This is a genomic window from Streptomyces sp. NPDC006872, from assembly GCF_040635845.1.
Lineage (GTDB): Bacteria > Actinomycetota > Actinomycetes > Streptomycetales > Streptomycetaceae > Streptomyces.
Window position 1 is genome coordinate 95,281 of record NZ_JBEYIL010000006.1, and the last position, 16,775, is coordinate 112,055.

Genomic DNA, 16,775 nt, shown 5'->3' on the forward strand with positions numbered 1-16,775 from the left:
CTACCGTACTCGCATCGTCACCGCGCACCCCCGCACACGCCCCGCACCCCCGCGGGGCCCGTCCGGAGAAGACATGACCGCAGAGAACATGAGCAGCGTCCCCGACCGGAAGGCCCGGCGCACGTCCGAGGCCCTGGTCTACTTCTTCACCCACGCGGAGGACCTCCGCCGTCGCCTGCGCGAGCAGGAGTCGCGGGACGCCGTCGACGGCCTGCTGGCCGGCGTACGCGACGGGGGCGACGTCGAGGCGCTGGTCGGGCGGCTGCACCGGCGGATCCTCGCCGAGGGCGACGCGAAGGGGCTGCACGGCGGCACCCGCGGCCCCGGCGCCCGGCTCGCCGGAGTCCCCGGCGCCGGCCGCGAGCCGGGGATCTACCTGTGCCCGCACGGCCGCTGCCTGCGCTACCACTGGGCCGACGACACCCCCGACGCCCCGCCCGCCTGCGAACTCGACGGCGCCCCGCTGCGGTTGAAGAGCCTGTGACGCCGTGAACGGCCTCCTGACCGAACTCGGCAAGAAGCTCGCCGAACGGTGGCTGACGCTGCTCGTGCTGCCCGGCGCCCTCTTCCTCGGCGCGCTGGCCGCCGGACGGGAGCTGGGGCACACGCGCTGGTACGCGCTCGGCACGCTGCCGACCCGCCTCGAGCGGCACACCGGATCGCTCGCCGCGTCCACCGCCGACCTGCTCCTGCTCCTCCTCGCCTTCCTGCTCGCCGCGGCCGCCTGCGGGCTGGCCGCGCAGGCGCTGGGCTCCCTGGTGGAGCGGCTGTGGCTGGCCGCCGACTGGCCCGCGTGGCCGACGGCGACCCACGCTGTCGTCCGCCGGCTGATCGCGCGCCGCGCACGGCTGTTCGACCGGCGTCGGGCACAAGCGGGCGTCGCCCTGGCCGCGGCGGGCCTGGCCGACCCTGAGGCGGACGCGGCGCACCGGGCGGCCGTCGCCGGCAGCCGACTGCGCCGGGTCGCCGACGCGGCGCCCGCCCGGCCCACCTGGACGGGGGACCGGCTGCACGCCGTGGAGACCCGGCTGCGCGGCGATCTCGGCCTCCAAGTGGCCGTGGTCTGGCCCCACTTGTGGCTGCACGTCCCCGACACGACACGCGCCGAGATCACCGCCGCGCGCGAGAGCATGCTGCGCGCCGCCACCCTCGCGGGCTGGGGCCTGCTCTATCTCGCCGTCGCCGCCCTGTGGTGGCCGGGCGTGCTGCTCTGCGGCGCGATCACGGGCACGGCCTGGCACCGGTTCCGCGCCGCCACCGACGGCTACGCGACCCTGGTCGAGTCCGCCGTACGACTCCATGCGCAGGACCTGGCCCGGCAGCTCGGCATCGGCCGCCGGGGCCCGCTCACCCTCGCCCACGGCACCGCGCTGAGCGCCTACCTCGCGGACGGCCGGGACCCCGCCCCCGACCTGCTGCTGCCTCCCGACTGAGGCGGAATCCCGAGTCCGGGGTGATCGTCCGCCGGGTCCGTTAGGGTCGGGGTCCGGGGCGTCGACGGCCCGGACCCGTTCAGAGAGGTGTGGGGCGCGATGCGTCTGAAAGTGGAGTTCACCACCGAGCCCTTCGACCTCGACGAGGCGCCCGCGCACGCGCTGGCCGCCCGCGAGGTGATCGAGGCGGCCGACCTGGACGCGGTGGACGTCGGACCCTTCGGCAACACCGTGGAGGGCACCGCCGACGCGGTGCTCGCCGCCGTGGACGCCCTGCTGCGCAAGTCCCTCGGCGCGGGCGCCACCCGTATCTCCCTCCAGGTCAACGTCCTCGGGGAGGGCGAGTGACCACGGGCGGCGAAGAGGCGTTCATCGCGGCGGTGAAGCCGCTGGTCGACGCCATGGGCGGGGAGATGCTCCCGCCGGACGAGGCCGGCTCGGACGACGTCGTCCTGAGCTGGGACGGCGTCGAGACCGTCGCCGTGCGGCTGCCCCAGCTCGCCGACTCCCTCGACCACATCCTGGCCGCCATGGAGCGCAAGAAGGGCAGACCGCTCGCCGACCTGGACCGCAAGGCGAAGCAGGAGGTCGTACGGATACTCGAGGCGCGCGGCGCCTTCTCCGTACGGCACGGCGTGGAGACGGTGGCGAGCGCCCTCGGGGTGAGCCGCTTCACGGTCTACAACTACCTGAACCGGGAGAAGGGCTGAGCGGCGGCGGGTCCCGGAGGGTCCTGTCGGCCGAAATTTTCAACAAAGTGTTGACGTGAAGTCGCGGTGAGGCGTTAGCTGGCCCCGTGACTTCGACTTCCACGCCCCCCGGCCTGGCCCGGTTCAACGGCCTCGGGGAGTCCGCCGCCCGCGCCGCGCTCCGCGAGGCATGCACCTCCGGAGCCTGGGCGGACCGGCTGCTCGCGGCCCGCCCCTACGCCACCGCCGACGACCTCTACGCAGCGAACGACGCCGCGACGGCCGCGCTGACCGCGGCCGACCTGGCCGAGGCCATGGCCGGGCACCCGCCGATCGGCCGTCCGAAGCCGGGAGACCCGACCTCGGCCCGGGAGCAGCGCGGCATGTCCGGCGCCTCCGAGGAGCTCAAGGCGCAGATGCTGGAACTGAACCTGGCCTACCAGGACCGGTTCGGCCATGTCTTCCTCATCTGCGCCACCGGCCGGACCGGCGAGCAGATGCGGGACGCGGTCAAGGAGCGGATCGGCAACACGCCGGAGCAGGAGCGCGAGATCGTCCGCGCCGAGCTGGGCAAGATCAACCGTATCCGCCTCGCCCGACTCGTCGAAGAGGACTGAGCCCGCCATGAGCACCAGCACCACCGCCTCGGTGTCCACGCACATCCTGGACACCAGCATCGGCCGCCCCGCCGCGGACGTCGCCGTCCGGCTCTGCGCCCGCAGCGGCCCGGCTGCGGACTGGCAGGCGCTCGGCGGCTCCGCGACCGACGCCGACGGGCGGTGCAAGGACCTGCCGGCGCTGCCGGAGGGCACCACCCACGTACGGCTCGACTTCGCCGTCGCACCGTATTTCGAGAAGAAGCAAGCCGATGCGCAGCAGGACGCCCCCGCGAATCGGGACAGCGGTGTGTTCTTTCCAGAGGTAGCGATCACCTTCGCCGTCACGCCCGGCGAGCACTACCACGTACCGCTGCTGCTCAACCCGTTCGGCTACTCCGTATACCGAGGGAGCTAGCAGAAGATGGCAGACAATTCCCGCCCGGCCCGCCCTGTGATCCTGGGGCAGAACCAGTACGGCAAGGCCGAGAACCGAGTCGTGAAGATCACGCGGGACGGCGCCACCCACCACATCAAGGACCTCAACGTCTCCGTGTCGCTGAGCGGCGACATGGACGAGGTCCACTACTCCGGCTCGAACGCCAACGTCCTGCCGACCGACACCACCAAGAACACGGTGTACGCGTTCGCCAAGGAACACGGCATCGAGTCCGCCGAGCAGTTCGGCATCCACCTCGCCCGCCACTTCGTCACCTCGCAGGAGCCGATCAGGACGGCCCGGATCCGTGTCGAGGAGTACGGCTGGGAGCGCATCGAGCACGGCGGCGAGGGCGCGCACTCCTTCGCCCGCAAGGGCCAGGAGACCCGGCTGACCCAGATCACCTACGACGGCACGTCGTGGGAGGTCGTCTCCGGACTGAAGGACCTCGTGGTGCTGAACTCGACGGACTCCGAGTTCTGGGGGTACGCCAAGGACAAGTACACGACCCTCCCCGAGGCCTACGACCGGATCCTCGCCACCGAGGTCTCCGCCCGCTGGCGGTTCAACTGGACCGACGACGAGCAGCCGGCGCCCGACTGGGAGACCTCGTACGAGGAGACGCGCCGGCACCTGCTCGCGGCGTTCGCCGAGACGTACTCGCTCTCCCTCCAGCAGACCCTCTACGCGATGGGCGCCCGGATCGTCGAGCAGCGCGCCGAGATCGACGAGGTCCGTTTCTCCCTCCCGAACAAACATCACTTCCTGGTGGACCTGGAGCCGTTCGGGCTCAAGAACGCCACCGAGGACGGGGCGGTCTACTTCGCCGCCGACCGCCCCTACGGCCTGATCGAGGCCACCGTCCTGCGGGACGGCTGCGAGGCGCGGATCCCGGCGGACCTCACCAACCTCTGAAGCGGACACGGAAAGAAGAGGACGCATGATGGCTCAGCGCATCGTCATCGAGAACTGCTCGATCGCGACCGTCGACGCCCAGGACACCGAGTACGCAAACGGTTACGTCGTCGTCTCCGGCAATCGCATCGAGTCGCTCGGCGCGGGCCGGGCTCCCGAGGGCCTGACGGACGTCGTACGCCGGATCGACGCCTCGGGCCACCTCGTGACCCCCGGCCTGGTCAACACCCACCACCACTTCTACCAGTGGATCACCCGGGGCCTGGCCACCGACCACAACCTCTTCGACTGGCTCGTCGCCCTCTACCCCACCTGGGCGCGCATCGACGAGCCGATGGTCCGCGCGGCCGCCGAGGGTTCCCTGGCGATGATGGCCCGCGGCGGCGTCACCACCGCCATGGACCACCACTACGTCTTCCCGAAGGGCACCGGCGACCTGTCCGGCGCGATCATCGGCGCGGCCCGCGACATGGGCGTCCGCTTCACCCTCGCCCGCGGCTCCATGGACCGCAGCGAGAAGGACGGCGGGCTGCCCCCGGACTTCGCGGTGGAGACGCTGGAGGGCGCCCTGGCCGCCACCGAGGCGACCGTCGCGGAGCATCACGACGCGTCCTTCGACGCGATGACCCAGATCGCCGTCGCCCCCTGTTCGCCGTTCTCCGTCTCCACCGAACTCCTGCGCCAGGGAGCGGAGTTGGCGCGTCGGCTGGGCGTGCGGCTGCACACCCACGGCTCGGAGACGGTCGAGGAGGAGAAGTTCTGCCACGAGCTGTTCGGCATGGGTCCGACCGACTACTTCGAGTCCACCGGCTGGCTCGGCGAGGACGTGTGGATGGCGCACTGCGTCCACATGAACGACTCCGACATCGACGCCTTCGCCCGGACGAAGACCGGTGTCGCCCACTGTCCGTCCTCCAACGCCCGGCTGGCGGCGGGCATCGCCCGCGTCCCCGACATGCTGGCGGCCGGCGTACCGGTCGGCCTCGGGGTCGACGGCACGGCGTCGAACGAGTCCGGCGAACTCCACACCGAGCTGCGCAACGCCCTGCTCGTCAACCGCCTCGGGGCCCACCGGGAAGCCGCCCTGAACGCCCGTCAGGCGCTGCGACTCGGCACGTTCGGAGGCGCCCAGGTCCTCGGCCGGGCACGGGAGATCGGCTCCCTGGAGCCCGGCAAGCTGGCCGACCTGGTGCTGTGGCGGCTGGACACCCTCGCCCACGCCTCCATCGCCGACCCGGTGACCGCCCTGGTCTTCGGCGCGGCCGCCCCGGTCACCGCCTCCTTCGTGAACGGCCGTCAGATCGTCGAGGAAGGACGCCTGTTGCACGCCGACGAGGACGCGATCGCGCGCTCCACCCGCAAGGAGGCGCAGCGGCTGGCGCGGATCGCCGCGCAGGGCCGATGAGGTGAAGACCTCCGGTCGAGGGGGACGGCCCTCGCCCGGAAGCCGTGACCGGGGCGCGCGTGGAAGCGCGCGCCCCGGAACGGTTCCTCCGCCGTCCATGGGGGCCAGGGTCGCCGGGACGCGGCGGACGTGCCCCGTCCGATGGGGGCGGGCGAGGAGATCACCGGGGCGATCCGGGCCCCTGCCACGCCATGAGGTTGGCGAAGAGCTCGGCCTGTTCGACGGCGTCGTCCAGGGCGATGGGGGTGCCCCCGGCTCGAGCGAAGTCGAGAGTTGGGGGAGGGTGTGCGGGCGGTTCGACAGCAGCTGCGCGGGCATCGTCCGCTTGGCCACCGCCCGCAGCGGCAGTCCCGCCTTGGTCGCGTACAGGGTCTTCATGTCGAGGCAGCCGGAGTGCCCGAACGGGCTCGTGCCGGTGAAGCGGATCAGGTACCAGTACAGGAACGTCCAGTCGAACGAGGCCGGGTAGGCGCACATCACCGGCTGCGCGTCCCCGCTCACCTCGCGCACCCAGCGGGTGAACTGGGCGAGCGCCAGGGCGGGTTCGATCCCCTCCACGGCCAGCCGCTCCCGGTCGAGCCCGCTCACGGCCAGTGCCTCCGGGACGAACTCGGCGCTGATCGGCCGTAGTTCGCGATAGAAGGTCTGTCGGTCGGGGTCGGCCGCGGTGAACCCGTCGGCGTCCTGCCGGCCCGCGACCACCGCGCCCAGGCTCAGCAGCGAGTAGGGTCCCGGGATCGGACCGTCGGCTTCCACGTCGACGGAGATGTAGAGGCTCGCCTTCACGCGTTGCGCGGCCATGGGCCGGATCATCGCAGGTCCGGTCCCATGGCCGCAGCCGCATTCTTCTGCGCGTTCAGCGCTGTCGACGCGGCTGCCCCGGCCTGCGCGTACGCAGTGCCACCGCCGCGAGCATCAGCGCCGCCACCGCGATCGACGCGGCCACCCGGAACGCCAGCTGGTAACCCTCCGCCGTGGCCGGGACCAACTCCGCCCCCTCGCCGAGGAGTTCGTCGGTGCGGCTCGCGGCCAGCGTCGACAGGACCGCGAGACCGAGCGAACCGCCCACCACCTGCGTGGTGTTGAAGAGCCCGGAGGCCAGGCCGCCGTCCTCCTCCCGTGCCGCCGACATGGCGAGCCCGGTCAGCGCGGGCATCGCGGCGGCGAAGCCGGCGGACATCAGGAGCATCGGGGGCAGGAAGTCGGCGGCGTACGAGCCGTCCGCCGGTGCGCGGCTCAGCAGCGCCATTCCGGCGGCGATCAGGACCAGGCCGGTCAGCAGGACGCGGTACGGGCCGAAGCGTTCGATGGTCCGCGCGGACAGGAACAGCATCAGCAGGCCGATCGCGACCGGCGCCGGCAGGAACGCCGTACCGGTCGCCAACTCGCCGTACCCGAGGACGCGTTGCACATACAGCGCGCCGATGAACTGGAAGCCGAACATCGTCGCGATCATCAGGACCTGGACGGCGTTCGCCCCCCTGAGCAGCCGGGAGCCGAACAGCCGCAGCCGCAGCAGCGGGCGCGCGGTCCTCGCCTGGCGGAGGACGAACCCCGTGAACAGCGCGGCGGCGAGCAGGGCGAGCAGCGCGGTCGCGGTGCCGTCGCGCTCACCCGCGCCGACGATGACGTACACGGTCAGCATGAGCGCGCTCGTGACCAGGGCGGCCCCCGGGTAGTCGGCGCCCCTGCCGAGCCCGGCGCCGTTCTCGGGGGCGAGGACGCGGACGGCCGCGCACCAGGCCGCCACGCCGATCGGCAGGTTGATGAGGAAGATCCAGTGCCAGTCGAGGAGTTGGGTCAGCGCCCCGCCGAGGAACGTGCCGAGCGCGCCGCCCGCCGCGCCGACCGCGCTGAACACCGCGATGGCGCGGGCCTGTTCACGCGGCTCGGGGAACAGCGCCACCAGCATGCCCAGGACCACCGCCGAGGTCATCGCCCCGCCGACGCCCTGCACGGCCCGCGCCGCGATGAGGACCTCCTGGTCGGTGGCCACCCCGCACAGCACCGACGCCGCGGTGAACACCGCGAGGCCCGCCGTGAACATCCGCTTGCGGCCCACCAGGTCGCCGAGCCGGCCGACCAGCAGGAGCAGGCCCCCGAAGGGGATCAGATAGGCGTTGACGACCCAGGCCAGACCCGGGCCGCTGAACCCGAGGTCGCTCTGGATGGCCGGCATCGCCACCGTGACGATGTTGCCGTCCAGGATCGTCATCAGGGTCCCCGCGCACAGCACGACGAGAGCCGCCCAGCGGGAGTACGTTCGTTGCGGTATCCGCGTCGAGGAATCGGCGATGACCGTCATGGCGGTGTGGCCTCCACATTCTTCAGGGCAACCCTTGGTGCACGACTTGTAACGGGGACCATCGTGGATAACCATGGAGAGCGGTGTAAGGAGGCACTTCGATGTCGCAGAGGAACACGGGTGTTACCTCGCAGGTCGTGAACGCGCACGCCTGCCCCGTCCGCGAGGTTCTTGACAGGGTCTCCGGAAAATGGAGCGTGCAGATCCTCGTCGCCGCCGCGCACGGACCCATCCGGTTCACCGAACTGGAGCGCAGCATCGAGGGCATCAGCCGCCGCATGCTGACCCTGACGCTGCGCAACCTGGAGCGCGACGGACTCGTCACCCGCACCGTGCATCCGACGGTGCCGCCGAAGGTGGAGTACGAACTCACCCCGGTGGCCCGTGAGTTGCACGAGACCCTGCAACGCCTCACCGACTGGGCGGAGCACAACAGGGTCTACATCGCCGAGGCGCGCGCGTCGTACGACACCGAGCGGGAGCGGGAGTCGGTCTGACTCGTCGATCGCCGTCACGCCTTTCTGTAACCGTTCCTGTTCACCCCGTTGACACCTCGCGTTCTCGCCCCTAGTGTTCCGCAAGCTTCCGAACATGTGACGACATTTCGAACGCTTGAAAGGCGAGCGCCCTGCGCAGCACTGGAATCAGCACGCCCGTGGGCCGAACGCGGTGGCGCATCCTGACGTACGTACAGGTGCACACCGGCAACAGGGTCACGAGTGTCGGCGAGACCCGGATGCCGCGCCACACGCACGCACCGACCGGTGATCGAGGGCCGCCTTCCGGTTGTTCGCCGCCCTTGGAAGATGCGCACCCGGACCCCCGACGACCTCGGCGGGCCATGTGCGGATCCATGCGGTCGCCGGGCTGATCCGCCGCGGCGCACCGCTCTCCCCGGAGCCGGTCCGTGCCGACCGCCCGGCTGGCTCCACCGCGCCCCCGAGCGACATCCGATATGCCCTCATCCTCTCAACGACGAGAAGAAACAAGGACCGTTGACTATGCGCAACCGAAGAGCCGCCCTCGCCACGCTGGCCGGAGTCGTCTCCCTCGCCCTCACGTTGTCCGCCTGCGGGCAGGACAGCAAGGGCAGCTCCGAAGGCAGCTCCAACGGAAGCACCGTCGGCATCGCCATGCCGACCCAGGCTTCTGAGCGCTGGCTCACCGATGGCAAGAGCGTCGTCGACGACCTGAAGCAGAAGGGGTACGCGACCAAGCTGGTCTACGGCAAGGACGACCCCAAGACCCAGGTCTCCCAGATCGAGGACCTGATCAAGCAGGGAGTCGACGCGCTGATCATCGCGGCCATCGACAACAAGTCGCTGAACGGCGTGCTCAAGCAGGCCGCCGCCGCGAAGATCCCGGTGATCTCCTACGACCGGCTCATCCTCGGCACCGAGAACGTCGACTACTACGTCTCCTTCGACAACGAGCAGGTCGGGCGGCTCCAAGCCCACTACATCATCGAAGAGCTCGGCCTCGAGGACGGCAAGGGCCCGTTCAACATCGAGCTGTTCGCCGGCTCTCCCGACGACAACAACACCAAGTACTTCTTCGACGGCGCGATGCACCTCCTGCAGCCGTACCTGGACAGCAAGAAGCTGGTCGTGCGGTCCGACCAGACCGGGCTCAACGACGTCACCACCCTGCGCTGGGACGGACCCACCGCGGAGAAGCGCATGAAGGGCATCCTCGCCGAGTCGTACGGGAACCGGACGGTCGACGCGGTGCTGTCGCCGTACGACGGCATCTCCCTCGGCGTCCTGTCCGCGCTCAAGGCGGACGGTTACGGCTCCGGCAGCAAGCCCCTCCCGGTCATCACCGGTCAGGACGCCGAACTGCCCTCGGTGAAGTCGATCATCGCAGGTCAGCAGTCGCAGACCGTCTACAAGGACGTCCGCCTGCTCGCCGGCGTCGCCGCAGAGATGGTCGACGCCATATTCAAGGACAAGACGCCCAGAGTGAACAGCAGAAGGGCCTACAACAACGGCGCCAAGTACGTGCCGGCCTTCCTGCTGCAGCCGACGAGCGTCGACAAGAAGAACCTTGACTATGTCCTGGTCGCGGGCGGCTACTACACCGCCGACGAGCTGAAGTAGCCGCACGGCCGTCGTGCGATCCGTCCGCCCTGTCGAGCGGTCCAAGCCGTGACAGGGTGCCGACACCGCCCCGGGATCGTCCGTCGCACGTCTCCCGGGGCTCCGGCCAGGACTACAGTCCGAACAGGGCGGGATCCGTGGCGAGTTCCTTGAAGTAGCCCTGGGGGTTCGCGACCATCCGGCGCTTCTCCAGGTCCAACAGGCCGCCGACCGAGGTGAGTTCGGCCGAGACGGTGCCGTCCGCCCTGCGGATGGTCTGCTGGATGCGGAACGTCTTCCCGCTGCCCCACTCGAAGACGCACGTGACGTCGACCTCGTCCCCGGCGAGGAGTTCGCGCTTGTACTGGATGTTCGTCTCCAGGGCGACCGGGCCCACGCCCTTGCCGATCAGCCCGGCCTGGGTGATGCCGGCCGCTTGCAGCAACGCCCAGCGAGCGTGTTCCGCGTAGTTGATGTACACGCTCTGGTTGAGGTGTCCCTGCACGTCGGTCTCGTATCCGCGGACGGTGACCCGGACGGAAAACGGCTCGCTCACTGTTTCCCCTTCACATCGAGAGGCATCGATCTTGGCATGCCTTCTACACGCGGCGCGGGGAAGCCAGCAGATAGCGCTTCCTGCTCCGGCGATCGGTGTGCTCGCCGACCTGCCAGCCCGCCTTCTCCAGTGTCGCCGCGCAGGCGGACAGCGTCGCGTCGTCCGGTCCGTGCACGGCCACCGCCTCCGGCTGCGGGGTCGCCCGCACCCGGTAGCCGTCGGTGCCGGTCGGCCCGGCGGGAGGGTGTCCGGCCGCCTCCAGGGCCAGGGCGGCGGCCCGCACGAGATGTGTGCGTTCCCAGCCGCAGGGCCGCTCCCGGCTCCCGTCCGGGTTGGTCATCCGGCGCAGCTCCAGCAGCCCCTCCCAGGCGCTGTGCACCTCGCGGACCCGGGCCGGACCGGCCGGGGGAGGGGCCTCCTCACCGCCGACCCGCGCGGCGAACCCGCCGGTGTCCGCCGGCTGCGGGGAGTCCGGCCGCGGGGACTTCGGCCGCGGGGACTCCGGCTCGGCGGCGGGATCGTCCTCCCGCATCCGATGCCCCGCCGGGGTCAGGAAGTGATCGTGCGGCGGGCGGGGGTGCCGGAAGGCCAGCCCCCGCTTCACCAGCGCCGTGAGCTGCGCCTCCGTACCCCGCAGGCGGCCCGTGACCGGGTCGGCGGCCTCGATCAGCCGCCGTTGCGCGGCGGTCGGCGGTCGGGTCACGGCGGGCCCCCTCCAAGTGCTGTCCCCGGCCCCGGAGACCGACGGAACAGCCAGTATCGCCGAGACGTCGGACAGCTTTCCGCTAGCTTTCCGCTGTGATTGCCAACGCCCGCAGTTTCAAGCAGCGCCAGGTCCCCCGGTCCGAAGTCCTCGCCGCCGTCGGCCGGTTCCGGGACGGCCACAAGATCAAGCACGTGACCGCCGGACTCGACGAGATCGAGGACTACGAGGCCGACGTCTGGCTGGCCGACGGCGACCTGCACGTCCACGGCGACCTCGACCTGCACCGGGAGCGCGCCTACCTGCTCGTCGTGCTCGGTGACCTGGTGGTCGACGGCGGCTACGCCGACTACGACGACCCCGAGTCGTATCTGCTGGTCACGGGGGACATGAGGGCCCGCGACGTGGTGACCGCCGGCTGGCTGGAGGTCCACGGAGAGCTCCGCGCCGACCGGCTGATCGGCGACTACAACGACTGCGCCGCGTACATCGGCGGGGATGTGCACACCGGCCTCTTCTACGGCGAGGAGCATCACTTCACCGTCGGCGGCGCGCTGACGGCCGCCGCGGTGATCGGCCGGCCGCGCCTGGAGATCGCGCAGCAGCCCGTCGGGCTCGAGATGGACGATCCGCGGCTTCTGGACCACCTCGACCGCGACCTGCTGCGCGTGTACGACGACGAGGACGAGGACGGTCGCAGGGTCACCTGCGTGGACGGCATCCGGGACTTCCGTGAGGTGAAGCGCCGCGTCAAGGCCGGGCGTCCGCTCCACAGCCCCGAGTAGGACGCGAGGCTACGCCCCGGCTCCGACGTTCCACTCGGCGATCACCGGCCGCCCGTGCTCCGTGCCCAGCCGGCTCAGCGTGCCCGTCGCGAGCCGGAAGTGGGCCCCCGCCGAGGGGGCCAGCCCGAGGTACCGGGCGGTCAGCACCCGCAGGACGTGTCCGTGCGCCACGAGCACCACGTCGGCGTCGGTGTCGATCTCGGCCAGGATCCGGTCGGCCCGCGCCCCGACCTGCTCGGGCGTCTCCCCGGGATGCTCCGGCGGCCCCGGCGCGACCCCGTCGTCGAACAGGAACCAGCCGGGGTGCGTCCGCTGGATCTCGGCGGTCGTGACGCCCTCGTACGCGCCGTAGTCCCACTCGCGCAGATCGTCTTCGACGCGCGGTCGGTGCAGCCCGATGAGCTCGGCGGTCTCCCGCGCCCGCCGCAGCGGACTGACGAACGCGGCGCCGACCCGGAGCCCCCGGATCAGCGGCGCGAGCTGTTCGGCTTCCTTGCGCCCGTTCTCGGTCAGCGGGAGGTCCGTCCAGCCGGTGTGCCGTCCGGACAGCGACCACTCGGTCTCACCGTGCCGGACGAGGAGAAGATCGCCCACGTTTTTCAGCGTACGACAGGAGAGCCGACCGTTCCTGCGCTGCGGTGACCACAGGTGACCACCGATGGCTACGGTCGGTGACCACGGCCGGTGACTACTGCCGGTACCCGCTGAGGAACCGTCCGATCCGGCCGATCGCGGTCTCCAGGTCCTCCGCGTGCGGGAGGGTGAGGATGCGGAAGTGGTCGGGGGTGGGCCAGTTGAAGCCGGTGCCCTGGACGACCTGGATCTTCTCCTGCAACAACAGGTCCAGGACGAACTTCTCGTCGTCGTGGATCGGGTGCACCTTGGGGTCGATGCGCGGGAACGCGTACAGCGCGCCCTTGGGCTTCACGCAGGAAACGCCCGGGATCTCGTTGAGCTTCGCCCAGGCCACCTCGCGCTGGTCGTACAGCCTGCCGCCCGGCACGGTCAGCTCGTGGATGGACTGGCGGCCGCCCAGCGCGGCCTGGATGGCGTACTGCGCGGGCGCGTTCGCGCACAGGCGCATGGAGGCCAGCATGGTGAGGCCCTCCAGGTAGTCCTTGGCGTGCTGCTTGGGACCGGTCACTACCAGCCAGCCCGAGCGGAAACCCGCGACCCGGTACGTCTTCGACAGACCGCAGAAGGTCAGGACGACCAGGTCGGGGGCGAGCGCGGCGGCCGAGTGGTGGACGGCGTCGTCGTACAGGATCTGGTCGTAGATCTCGTCGGCGAAGACCATCAGACCGTGCCGGCGGGCGAGGTCGAGGATGCCCTCGATGATCTCCTTGGGGTACACCGCGCCGGTCGGGTTGTTCGGATTGATGATCACAACCGCTTTCGTACGGTCCGTGATCTTCGACGCCATGTCGGCCAGGTCCGGATACCAGTCGGCCTGTTCGTCGCAGAGGTAGTGGACCGCCTTGCCCCCGGCGAGCGTGGTGACCGCCGTCCACAGGGGGAAGTCCGGGGCCGGGATCAGGATCTCGTCGCCGTCCTCGATCAGCGCCTGGACGGCCATCGACACCAGCTCCGACACGCCGTTGCCGAGGAAGACGTCGTCCACGCCCACCTCCAGGCCCCGCTCCTGGTAGCGCTGGGCCACGGCACGGCGGGCCGAGAGGACGCCGCGTGAGTCCGTGTAACCGTGCGCCTGCGGAAGCATCCGGATCATGTCCTGGAGGATCTCCTCCGGCGCCTCGAAGCCGAACGCCGCGGGGTTGCCGGTGTTCAGGCGCAGGACGCTGTGGCCCGCCGCCTCCAGTGCGTTGGCGTGCTCGATCACCGGGCCGCGGATCTCGTAACAGACCTCGCTCAGCTTGTTCGACTGCCGGAACTCCATGCGCGCTCGCCCCTCCGGTTCGTTGTGTTGCTTGGTTTTACCAAGTTCCAGCTTGGAAAGTCCAACGACATGTCTAGACTGCGTGCCATGTCACCTCGCCGAAGCTACGACCAGTACTGTTCCGCCGCCCGCGCACTCGACACCGTCGGCGACCGCTGGACCCTGCTGATCGTCCGGGAGCTGCTCGCCGGCCCGCGCCGCTACACGGACCTGCACGCCGACCTGCCGGGGGTGAGCACGGACGTGCTCGCCTCGCGGCTGAAGGACATGGAACGGGACGGGCTGGCCACCCGGCGCCGGCTGCCTCCGCCCGGTGCGGCCTATGTGTACGAACTCACCGCGCGGGGACGGGAGTTGCTGCCGGTGCTCCAGGCGCTGGGCAAGTGGGGCGAAGCCGAGCTCGGCGAGCGGCGCCCCACCGACGCCGTCCGTGCGCACTGGTTCGCGCTGCCCCTGTTGCGTGGGCTGGAGGGCGAGGGGCTCGTCGAAGTCCGCCTGGACGAAGGGGAGTTCCATCTCTACGTCGGAGCGGAAGGCGTTCCCGTGTACGGCGACGGACCCGCGCCCGCCGAGCCCGACGCGCGGCTCGTCCTCGACGTGGACACCTGTATGGGCGTCGCCCAGGGGGAGTTGAGCGTCCTCGACGCGGTGCGTGCCGGGCGGATCGACGTGAGCGGTGACAGTGCACTGGCCAAGGCGCTGCGCGAGGCGTGAGACAGCGTGACGGCATGACGGCATGACGGCATGGCAGAAGGCCCACCAGTGTGTCCTGGTAGGCCTTCTGACGGAACATCAGGCAATGCGCGGCTCATGCGTCGGCTCATGCATCGGCTGATGCAGCCGATGCGGCGTCACGCGCCCGGTGGCACGTGCCTCGGGCGCCCTGTGCCGCGCGTCAGCGTGTAGCCGCCGATGCCCGCCAGTGCGGCCAGCGCCGCGCCGAGAGAGGTCCACACCCAGCGGTCGGACCACCAGCCGGACGCCCAGCCGTCGTCCGGCTCGATGCTCGACAGCACGGCCGAGGCCGACGAGTCGTCCTCGGACTCCTCCGCCTGGGACGTGACCGCGATGCCCGGAACCAGCGGCTGCGCCAGCGAACCGTCGACGGCCGCGGAGCCCCCGATGTCCTTGGAGTCCACCCGCAGTTCGGCGCCGACCGGGAGCCCCAGGTCGGACGCCTTCAGGTCGAGGACCGTCAGCCGGACGTAGTACGTGCCCGGCAGCGGGTCGTCCGCCCACGGCTCCGACCAGGCGCGGACCGTGCGCAGCACACAGGCCAGTTCGACGGAGGCCGCCTGCGCCCCGGCGGTGCGCGTCTGGGCGCCGTACTGGCAGGCCTGACGGCGCCGCAGACCGTCGTACACGTCGACCTGCCAGGTCTGCGCGGTGTGGGTCTGAGGCAGCTTCACCGTCGCCTTGACGGTGGGGCGCTGCCCCGAGTCCGCCGGGAACGACCAGTACAGGTAGTCGCCCGCGGAGCCGTTCGCCGTGGCCGTCTGGCCCTGGTCGATCTCGGTCGCCGTACGGAACGACGTGCCCGCCTCGGTGGGCGCGGAGCCGTCGCCGTCGCCGGACGGGCTCGCGGACGGGGTGGAGTCGGCCGCGGCCGGTGCGACCGCCCCCGGTCCGACCGCCAGTCCCAGCGCGAGCAACGCGCCGCTCAACACACGTGTGATACGCATTAGTTGGTCCTCCAGACCGCGATCCGCAGGCGCGACACCCAGCCCCACAGCACACCCGCGAGGAAGCCGGCCAGTACCAGGACGCCGAGCAGCCACCAGCCGCGGCCGAGGCCGAAGGAGGCCACGTCGCTCGCCTGGGAGGGGCCGTCGACCACGTCCACGGTCAGTTCCAGCGGCATGCCCGGCGTGGTCTTCACACCGGCGGCCGCCGAGTAGGAGTTGGTCACCTGGACGCACACCGTCTCGGCGGGAGCGTCATCGTCGTCGTCCTCCGCCTTCGGGTAGCGCAGACCGGTCGAGATGACGTCGGTACGGCCGTTGCCGGCCGCCTCGCCGCGCACGATCTCGCGGCCGTGCACGGTGACCGCCCGCAGCAGCACCCCGTAGTCGGGGTTCATGGCCCGGTCCGCCGACACGCTGACCGAGGCCCGCAGTTCCTGGCCCGGCTCGACGGCGACCTTGTACCAGCGCTCCTGGCCGAACTCCTCGCGGTCGGTGTACAGACCGGACTTCAGCGTGGGCGCCGCGGCGCAGGAGGCCGCGCCCTCGGTGGCGACCGGAGTCACCACGGGGTCGGCGGCGCGGTCGACCAACTGGTTGACGCGGTCGGTGAGTTCGTCGGTGTGCTCGACCGACGTGTAGGTGCCGCCGGTCGCCTCGGCGATGCAGCTGAGCTGCTGGCGCATCTTGACGTTGGGCACCAGGCCGAGGGTGTCGATGGTCAGGCCGATGCCCTTGGCCGCGATCTCACGGGCCACCTCGCACGGGTCGAGCGGAGCGCAGGTGTCCTCGCCGTCGCTGATCAGCACGATCCGCTTGGAGCCGGTGCCGCCTTCGAGGTCGTCGGCGGCCTTCAGCAGGGCGGGACCGATCGGCGTCCAGCCGGTCGGCGCCAGGGTCGCCACGGCCGTCTTCGCCTCGGTCCGGTCCAGCGGGCCGACCGGATAGAGCTGCGCGGTGTCCTTGCAGCCCGTCTTCTGGTCGTCGCCCGGGTAGTTGGCCCCCAGGGTGCGGATGCCGAGCAGGACGTTCTCCGGGGTCGCGTCGAGCACCTCGTTGAACGCCTGCTTGGCCGCGGCCATCCGCGTCCCGCCGTCCATGTCCTTGGTCCGCATCGAACCGCTGACGTCGAGGACCAAATTGACCTTGGGCGCGGTGGCGGTGGTCTCGTCGGCCATCGCCCCGGCCGGGAACGCGATCCCGGCCGTCAGCGCGGCGAGCAGGGCGCATACGCCCGCCGCCAGCCGTTGTGTTCTGATCATCGGCGGATCCTATTGATCAGAGGCGTCTCG

At 71.0% G+C, this 16,775-nt stretch carries 19 protein-coding genes and 1 pseudogene; 13 read left to right on the forward strand and 7 right to left on the reverse strand.

Annotated features, from left to right (window positions below):
* Positions 1–73 precede the first annotated feature (73 nt).
* The 8 genes from ABZ725_RS19235 to ABZ725_RS19270 all read left to right on the forward strand — a co-directional run bounded on the left by ABZ725_RS19235 (position 74) and on the right by ABZ725_RS19270 (position 5,477).
* Complete coding sequence (locus ABZ725_RS19235; protein WP_358803825.1) at positions 74–484, forward strand: hypothetical protein; 411 nt, start codon at positions 74–76, stop codon at positions 482–484.
* A gap of 4 nt (positions 485–488) precedes the next feature.
* A complete protein-coding gene (locus ABZ725_RS19240) occupies positions 489–1,433 on the forward strand; it encodes a hypothetical protein (protein WP_358803826.1) in 945 nt (314 codons plus the stop codon).
* 99 nt (positions 1,434–1,532) lie between these two features.
* On the forward strand, positions 1,533–1,781 hold the full coding sequence (locus tag ABZ725_RS19245) for a hypothetical protein (protein ID WP_358803827.1): 249 nt from the start codon (positions 1,533–1,535) through the stop codon (positions 1,779–1,781).
* On the forward strand, positions 1,778–2,143 hold the full coding sequence (locus ABZ725_RS19250) for a helix-turn-helix domain-containing protein (RefSeq protein ID WP_351905483.1): 366 nt from the start codon (positions 1,778–1,780) through the stop codon (positions 2,141–2,143). The genes ABZ725_RS19245 and ABZ725_RS19250 overlap by 4 nt, the downstream gene beginning before the upstream one ends.
* Positions 2,144–2,229: 86 nt before the next feature.
* Entirely contained in the window at positions 2,230–2,739 is a 510-nt protein-coding gene (gene uraD / locus ABZ725_RS19255; protein ID WP_358803828.1) for a 2-oxo-4-hydroxy-4-carboxy-5-ureidoimidazoline decarboxylase, read from the forward strand.
* Positions 2,740–2,746: 7 nt separating this feature from the next.
* Positions 2,747–3,136, forward strand: coding sequence for a hydroxyisourate hydrolase (gene uraH / locus ABZ725_RS19260; RefSeq protein ID WP_358803829.1), 390 nt, complete (start codon positions 2,747–2,749; stop codon positions 3,134–3,136).
* Positions 3,137–3,142: 6 nt separating this feature from the next.
* Positions 3,143–4,072, forward strand: coding sequence for a factor-independent urate hydroxylase (gene pucL, locus ABZ725_RS19265; RefSeq protein WP_358803830.1), 930 nt, complete (start codon positions 3,143–3,145; stop codon positions 4,070–4,072).
* Between the two features lie 25 nt (positions 4,073–4,097).
* The gene (locus tag ABZ725_RS19270; protein WP_358803831.1) at positions 4,098–5,477 is read left to right on the forward strand and encodes an 8-oxoguanine deaminase; all 1,380 of its coding nucleotides are present in this window, start codon (positions 4,098–4,100) and stop codon (positions 5,475–5,477) included.
* An 856-nt stretch (positions 5,478–6,333) separates the two neighbouring features.
* On the opposite strand, the gene ABZ725_RS19275 is transcribed toward ABZ725_RS19270, so the two are convergent.
* Positions 6,334–7,782, reverse strand: a complete 1,449-nt coding sequence (locus tag ABZ725_RS19275) for an MFS transporter (RefSeq protein ID WP_358803832.1) — start codon at positions 7,780–7,782, stop codon at positions 6,334–6,336.
* Between the two features lie 101 nt (positions 7,783–7,883).
* Between ABZ725_RS19275 and ABZ725_RS19280 the strand changes: the two genes are divergently transcribed.
* The 3 genes and pseudogenes from ABZ725_RS19280 (at position 7,884) to chvE (ending at position 9,881) form a co-directional block, all read left to right on the forward strand.
* Positions 7,884–8,279: a helix-turn-helix domain-containing protein gene (locus ABZ725_RS19280; protein WP_358803833.1), complete on the forward strand. Its 396-nt coding sequence runs from the start codon at positions 7,884–7,886 to the stop codon at positions 8,277–8,279.
* A 131-nt stretch (positions 8,280–8,410) separates the two neighbouring features.
* Positions 8,411–8,539 (forward strand): annotated as a pseudogene (locus ABZ725_RS19285) (mandelate racemase/muconate lactonizing enzyme family protein); the annotation flags it as partial.
* A gap of 244 nt (positions 8,540–8,783) precedes the next feature.
* The gene (gene chvE / locus ABZ725_RS19290) at positions 8,784–9,881 is read left to right on the forward strand and encodes a multiple monosaccharide ABC transporter substrate-binding protein (protein ID WP_358803834.1); all 1,098 of its coding nucleotides are present in this window, start codon (positions 8,784–8,786) and stop codon (positions 9,879–9,881) included.
* A gap of 112 nt (positions 9,882–9,993) precedes the next feature.
* Here chvE and ABZ725_RS19295 read toward each other — a convergent pair whose 3' ends face one another.
* Positions 9,994–10,416 carry an acyl-CoA thioesterase gene (locus tag ABZ725_RS19295; RefSeq protein WP_358803835.1) on the reverse strand — a complete coding sequence of 141 codons (423 nt, stop codon included), beginning with the start codon at positions 10,414–10,416 and terminating at the stop codon, positions 9,994–9,996.
* Positions 10,417–10,459: 43 nt separating this feature from the next.
* On the reverse strand, positions 10,460–11,119 hold the full coding sequence (locus ABZ725_RS19300; RefSeq protein WP_358803836.1) for a hypothetical protein: 660 nt from the start codon (positions 11,117–11,119) through the stop codon (positions 10,460–10,462).
* A 95-nt stretch (positions 11,120–11,214) separates the two neighbouring features.
* On the opposite strand from ABZ725_RS19300, the gene ABZ725_RS19305 reads away from it, so the two are divergent.
* Positions 11,215–11,904, forward strand: a complete 690-nt coding sequence (locus tag ABZ725_RS19305; protein WP_358803837.1) for a hypothetical protein — start codon at positions 11,215–11,217, stop codon at positions 11,902–11,904.
* A 9-nt stretch (positions 11,905–11,913) separates the two neighbouring features.
* On the opposite strand, the gene ABZ725_RS19310 is transcribed toward ABZ725_RS19305, so the two are convergent.
* Positions 11,914–12,498: a histidine phosphatase family protein gene (locus ABZ725_RS19310; RefSeq protein WP_358803838.1), complete on the reverse strand. Its 585-nt coding sequence runs from the start codon at positions 12,496–12,498 to the stop codon at positions 11,914–11,916.
* Between the two features lie 94 nt (positions 12,499–12,592).
* On the reverse strand, positions 12,593–13,801 hold the full coding sequence (locus ABZ725_RS19315) for a pyridoxal phosphate-dependent aminotransferase (protein ID WP_358803839.1): 1,209 nt from the start codon (positions 13,799–13,801) through the stop codon (positions 12,593–12,595).
* An 87-nt stretch (positions 13,802–13,888) separates the two neighbouring features.
* On the opposite strand from ABZ725_RS19315, the gene ABZ725_RS19320 reads away from it, so the two are divergent.
* The gene (locus ABZ725_RS19320) at positions 13,889–14,515 is read left to right on the forward strand and encodes a winged helix-turn-helix transcriptional regulator (protein ID WP_358803840.1); all 627 of its coding nucleotides are present in this window, start codon (positions 13,889–13,891) and stop codon (positions 14,513–14,515) included.
* 137 nt (positions 14,516–14,652) lie between these two features.
* On the opposite strand, the gene ABZ725_RS19325 is transcribed toward ABZ725_RS19320, so the two are convergent.
* Both ABZ725_RS19325 and ABZ725_RS19330 read right to left on the reverse strand, forming a co-directional pair.
* A complete protein-coding gene (locus ABZ725_RS19325; RefSeq protein ID WP_351905443.1) occupies positions 14,653–15,483 on the reverse strand; it encodes a hypothetical protein in 831 nt (276 codons plus the stop codon).
* Positions 15,483–16,745, reverse strand: coding sequence for a VWA domain-containing protein (locus ABZ725_RS19330; RefSeq protein ID WP_358803841.1), 1,263 nt, complete (start codon positions 16,743–16,745; stop codon positions 15,483–15,485). Before ABZ725_RS19330 ends, ABZ725_RS19325 begins: the two co-directional genes overlap by 1 nt.
* Positions 16,746–16,775 lie beyond the last annotated feature (30 nt).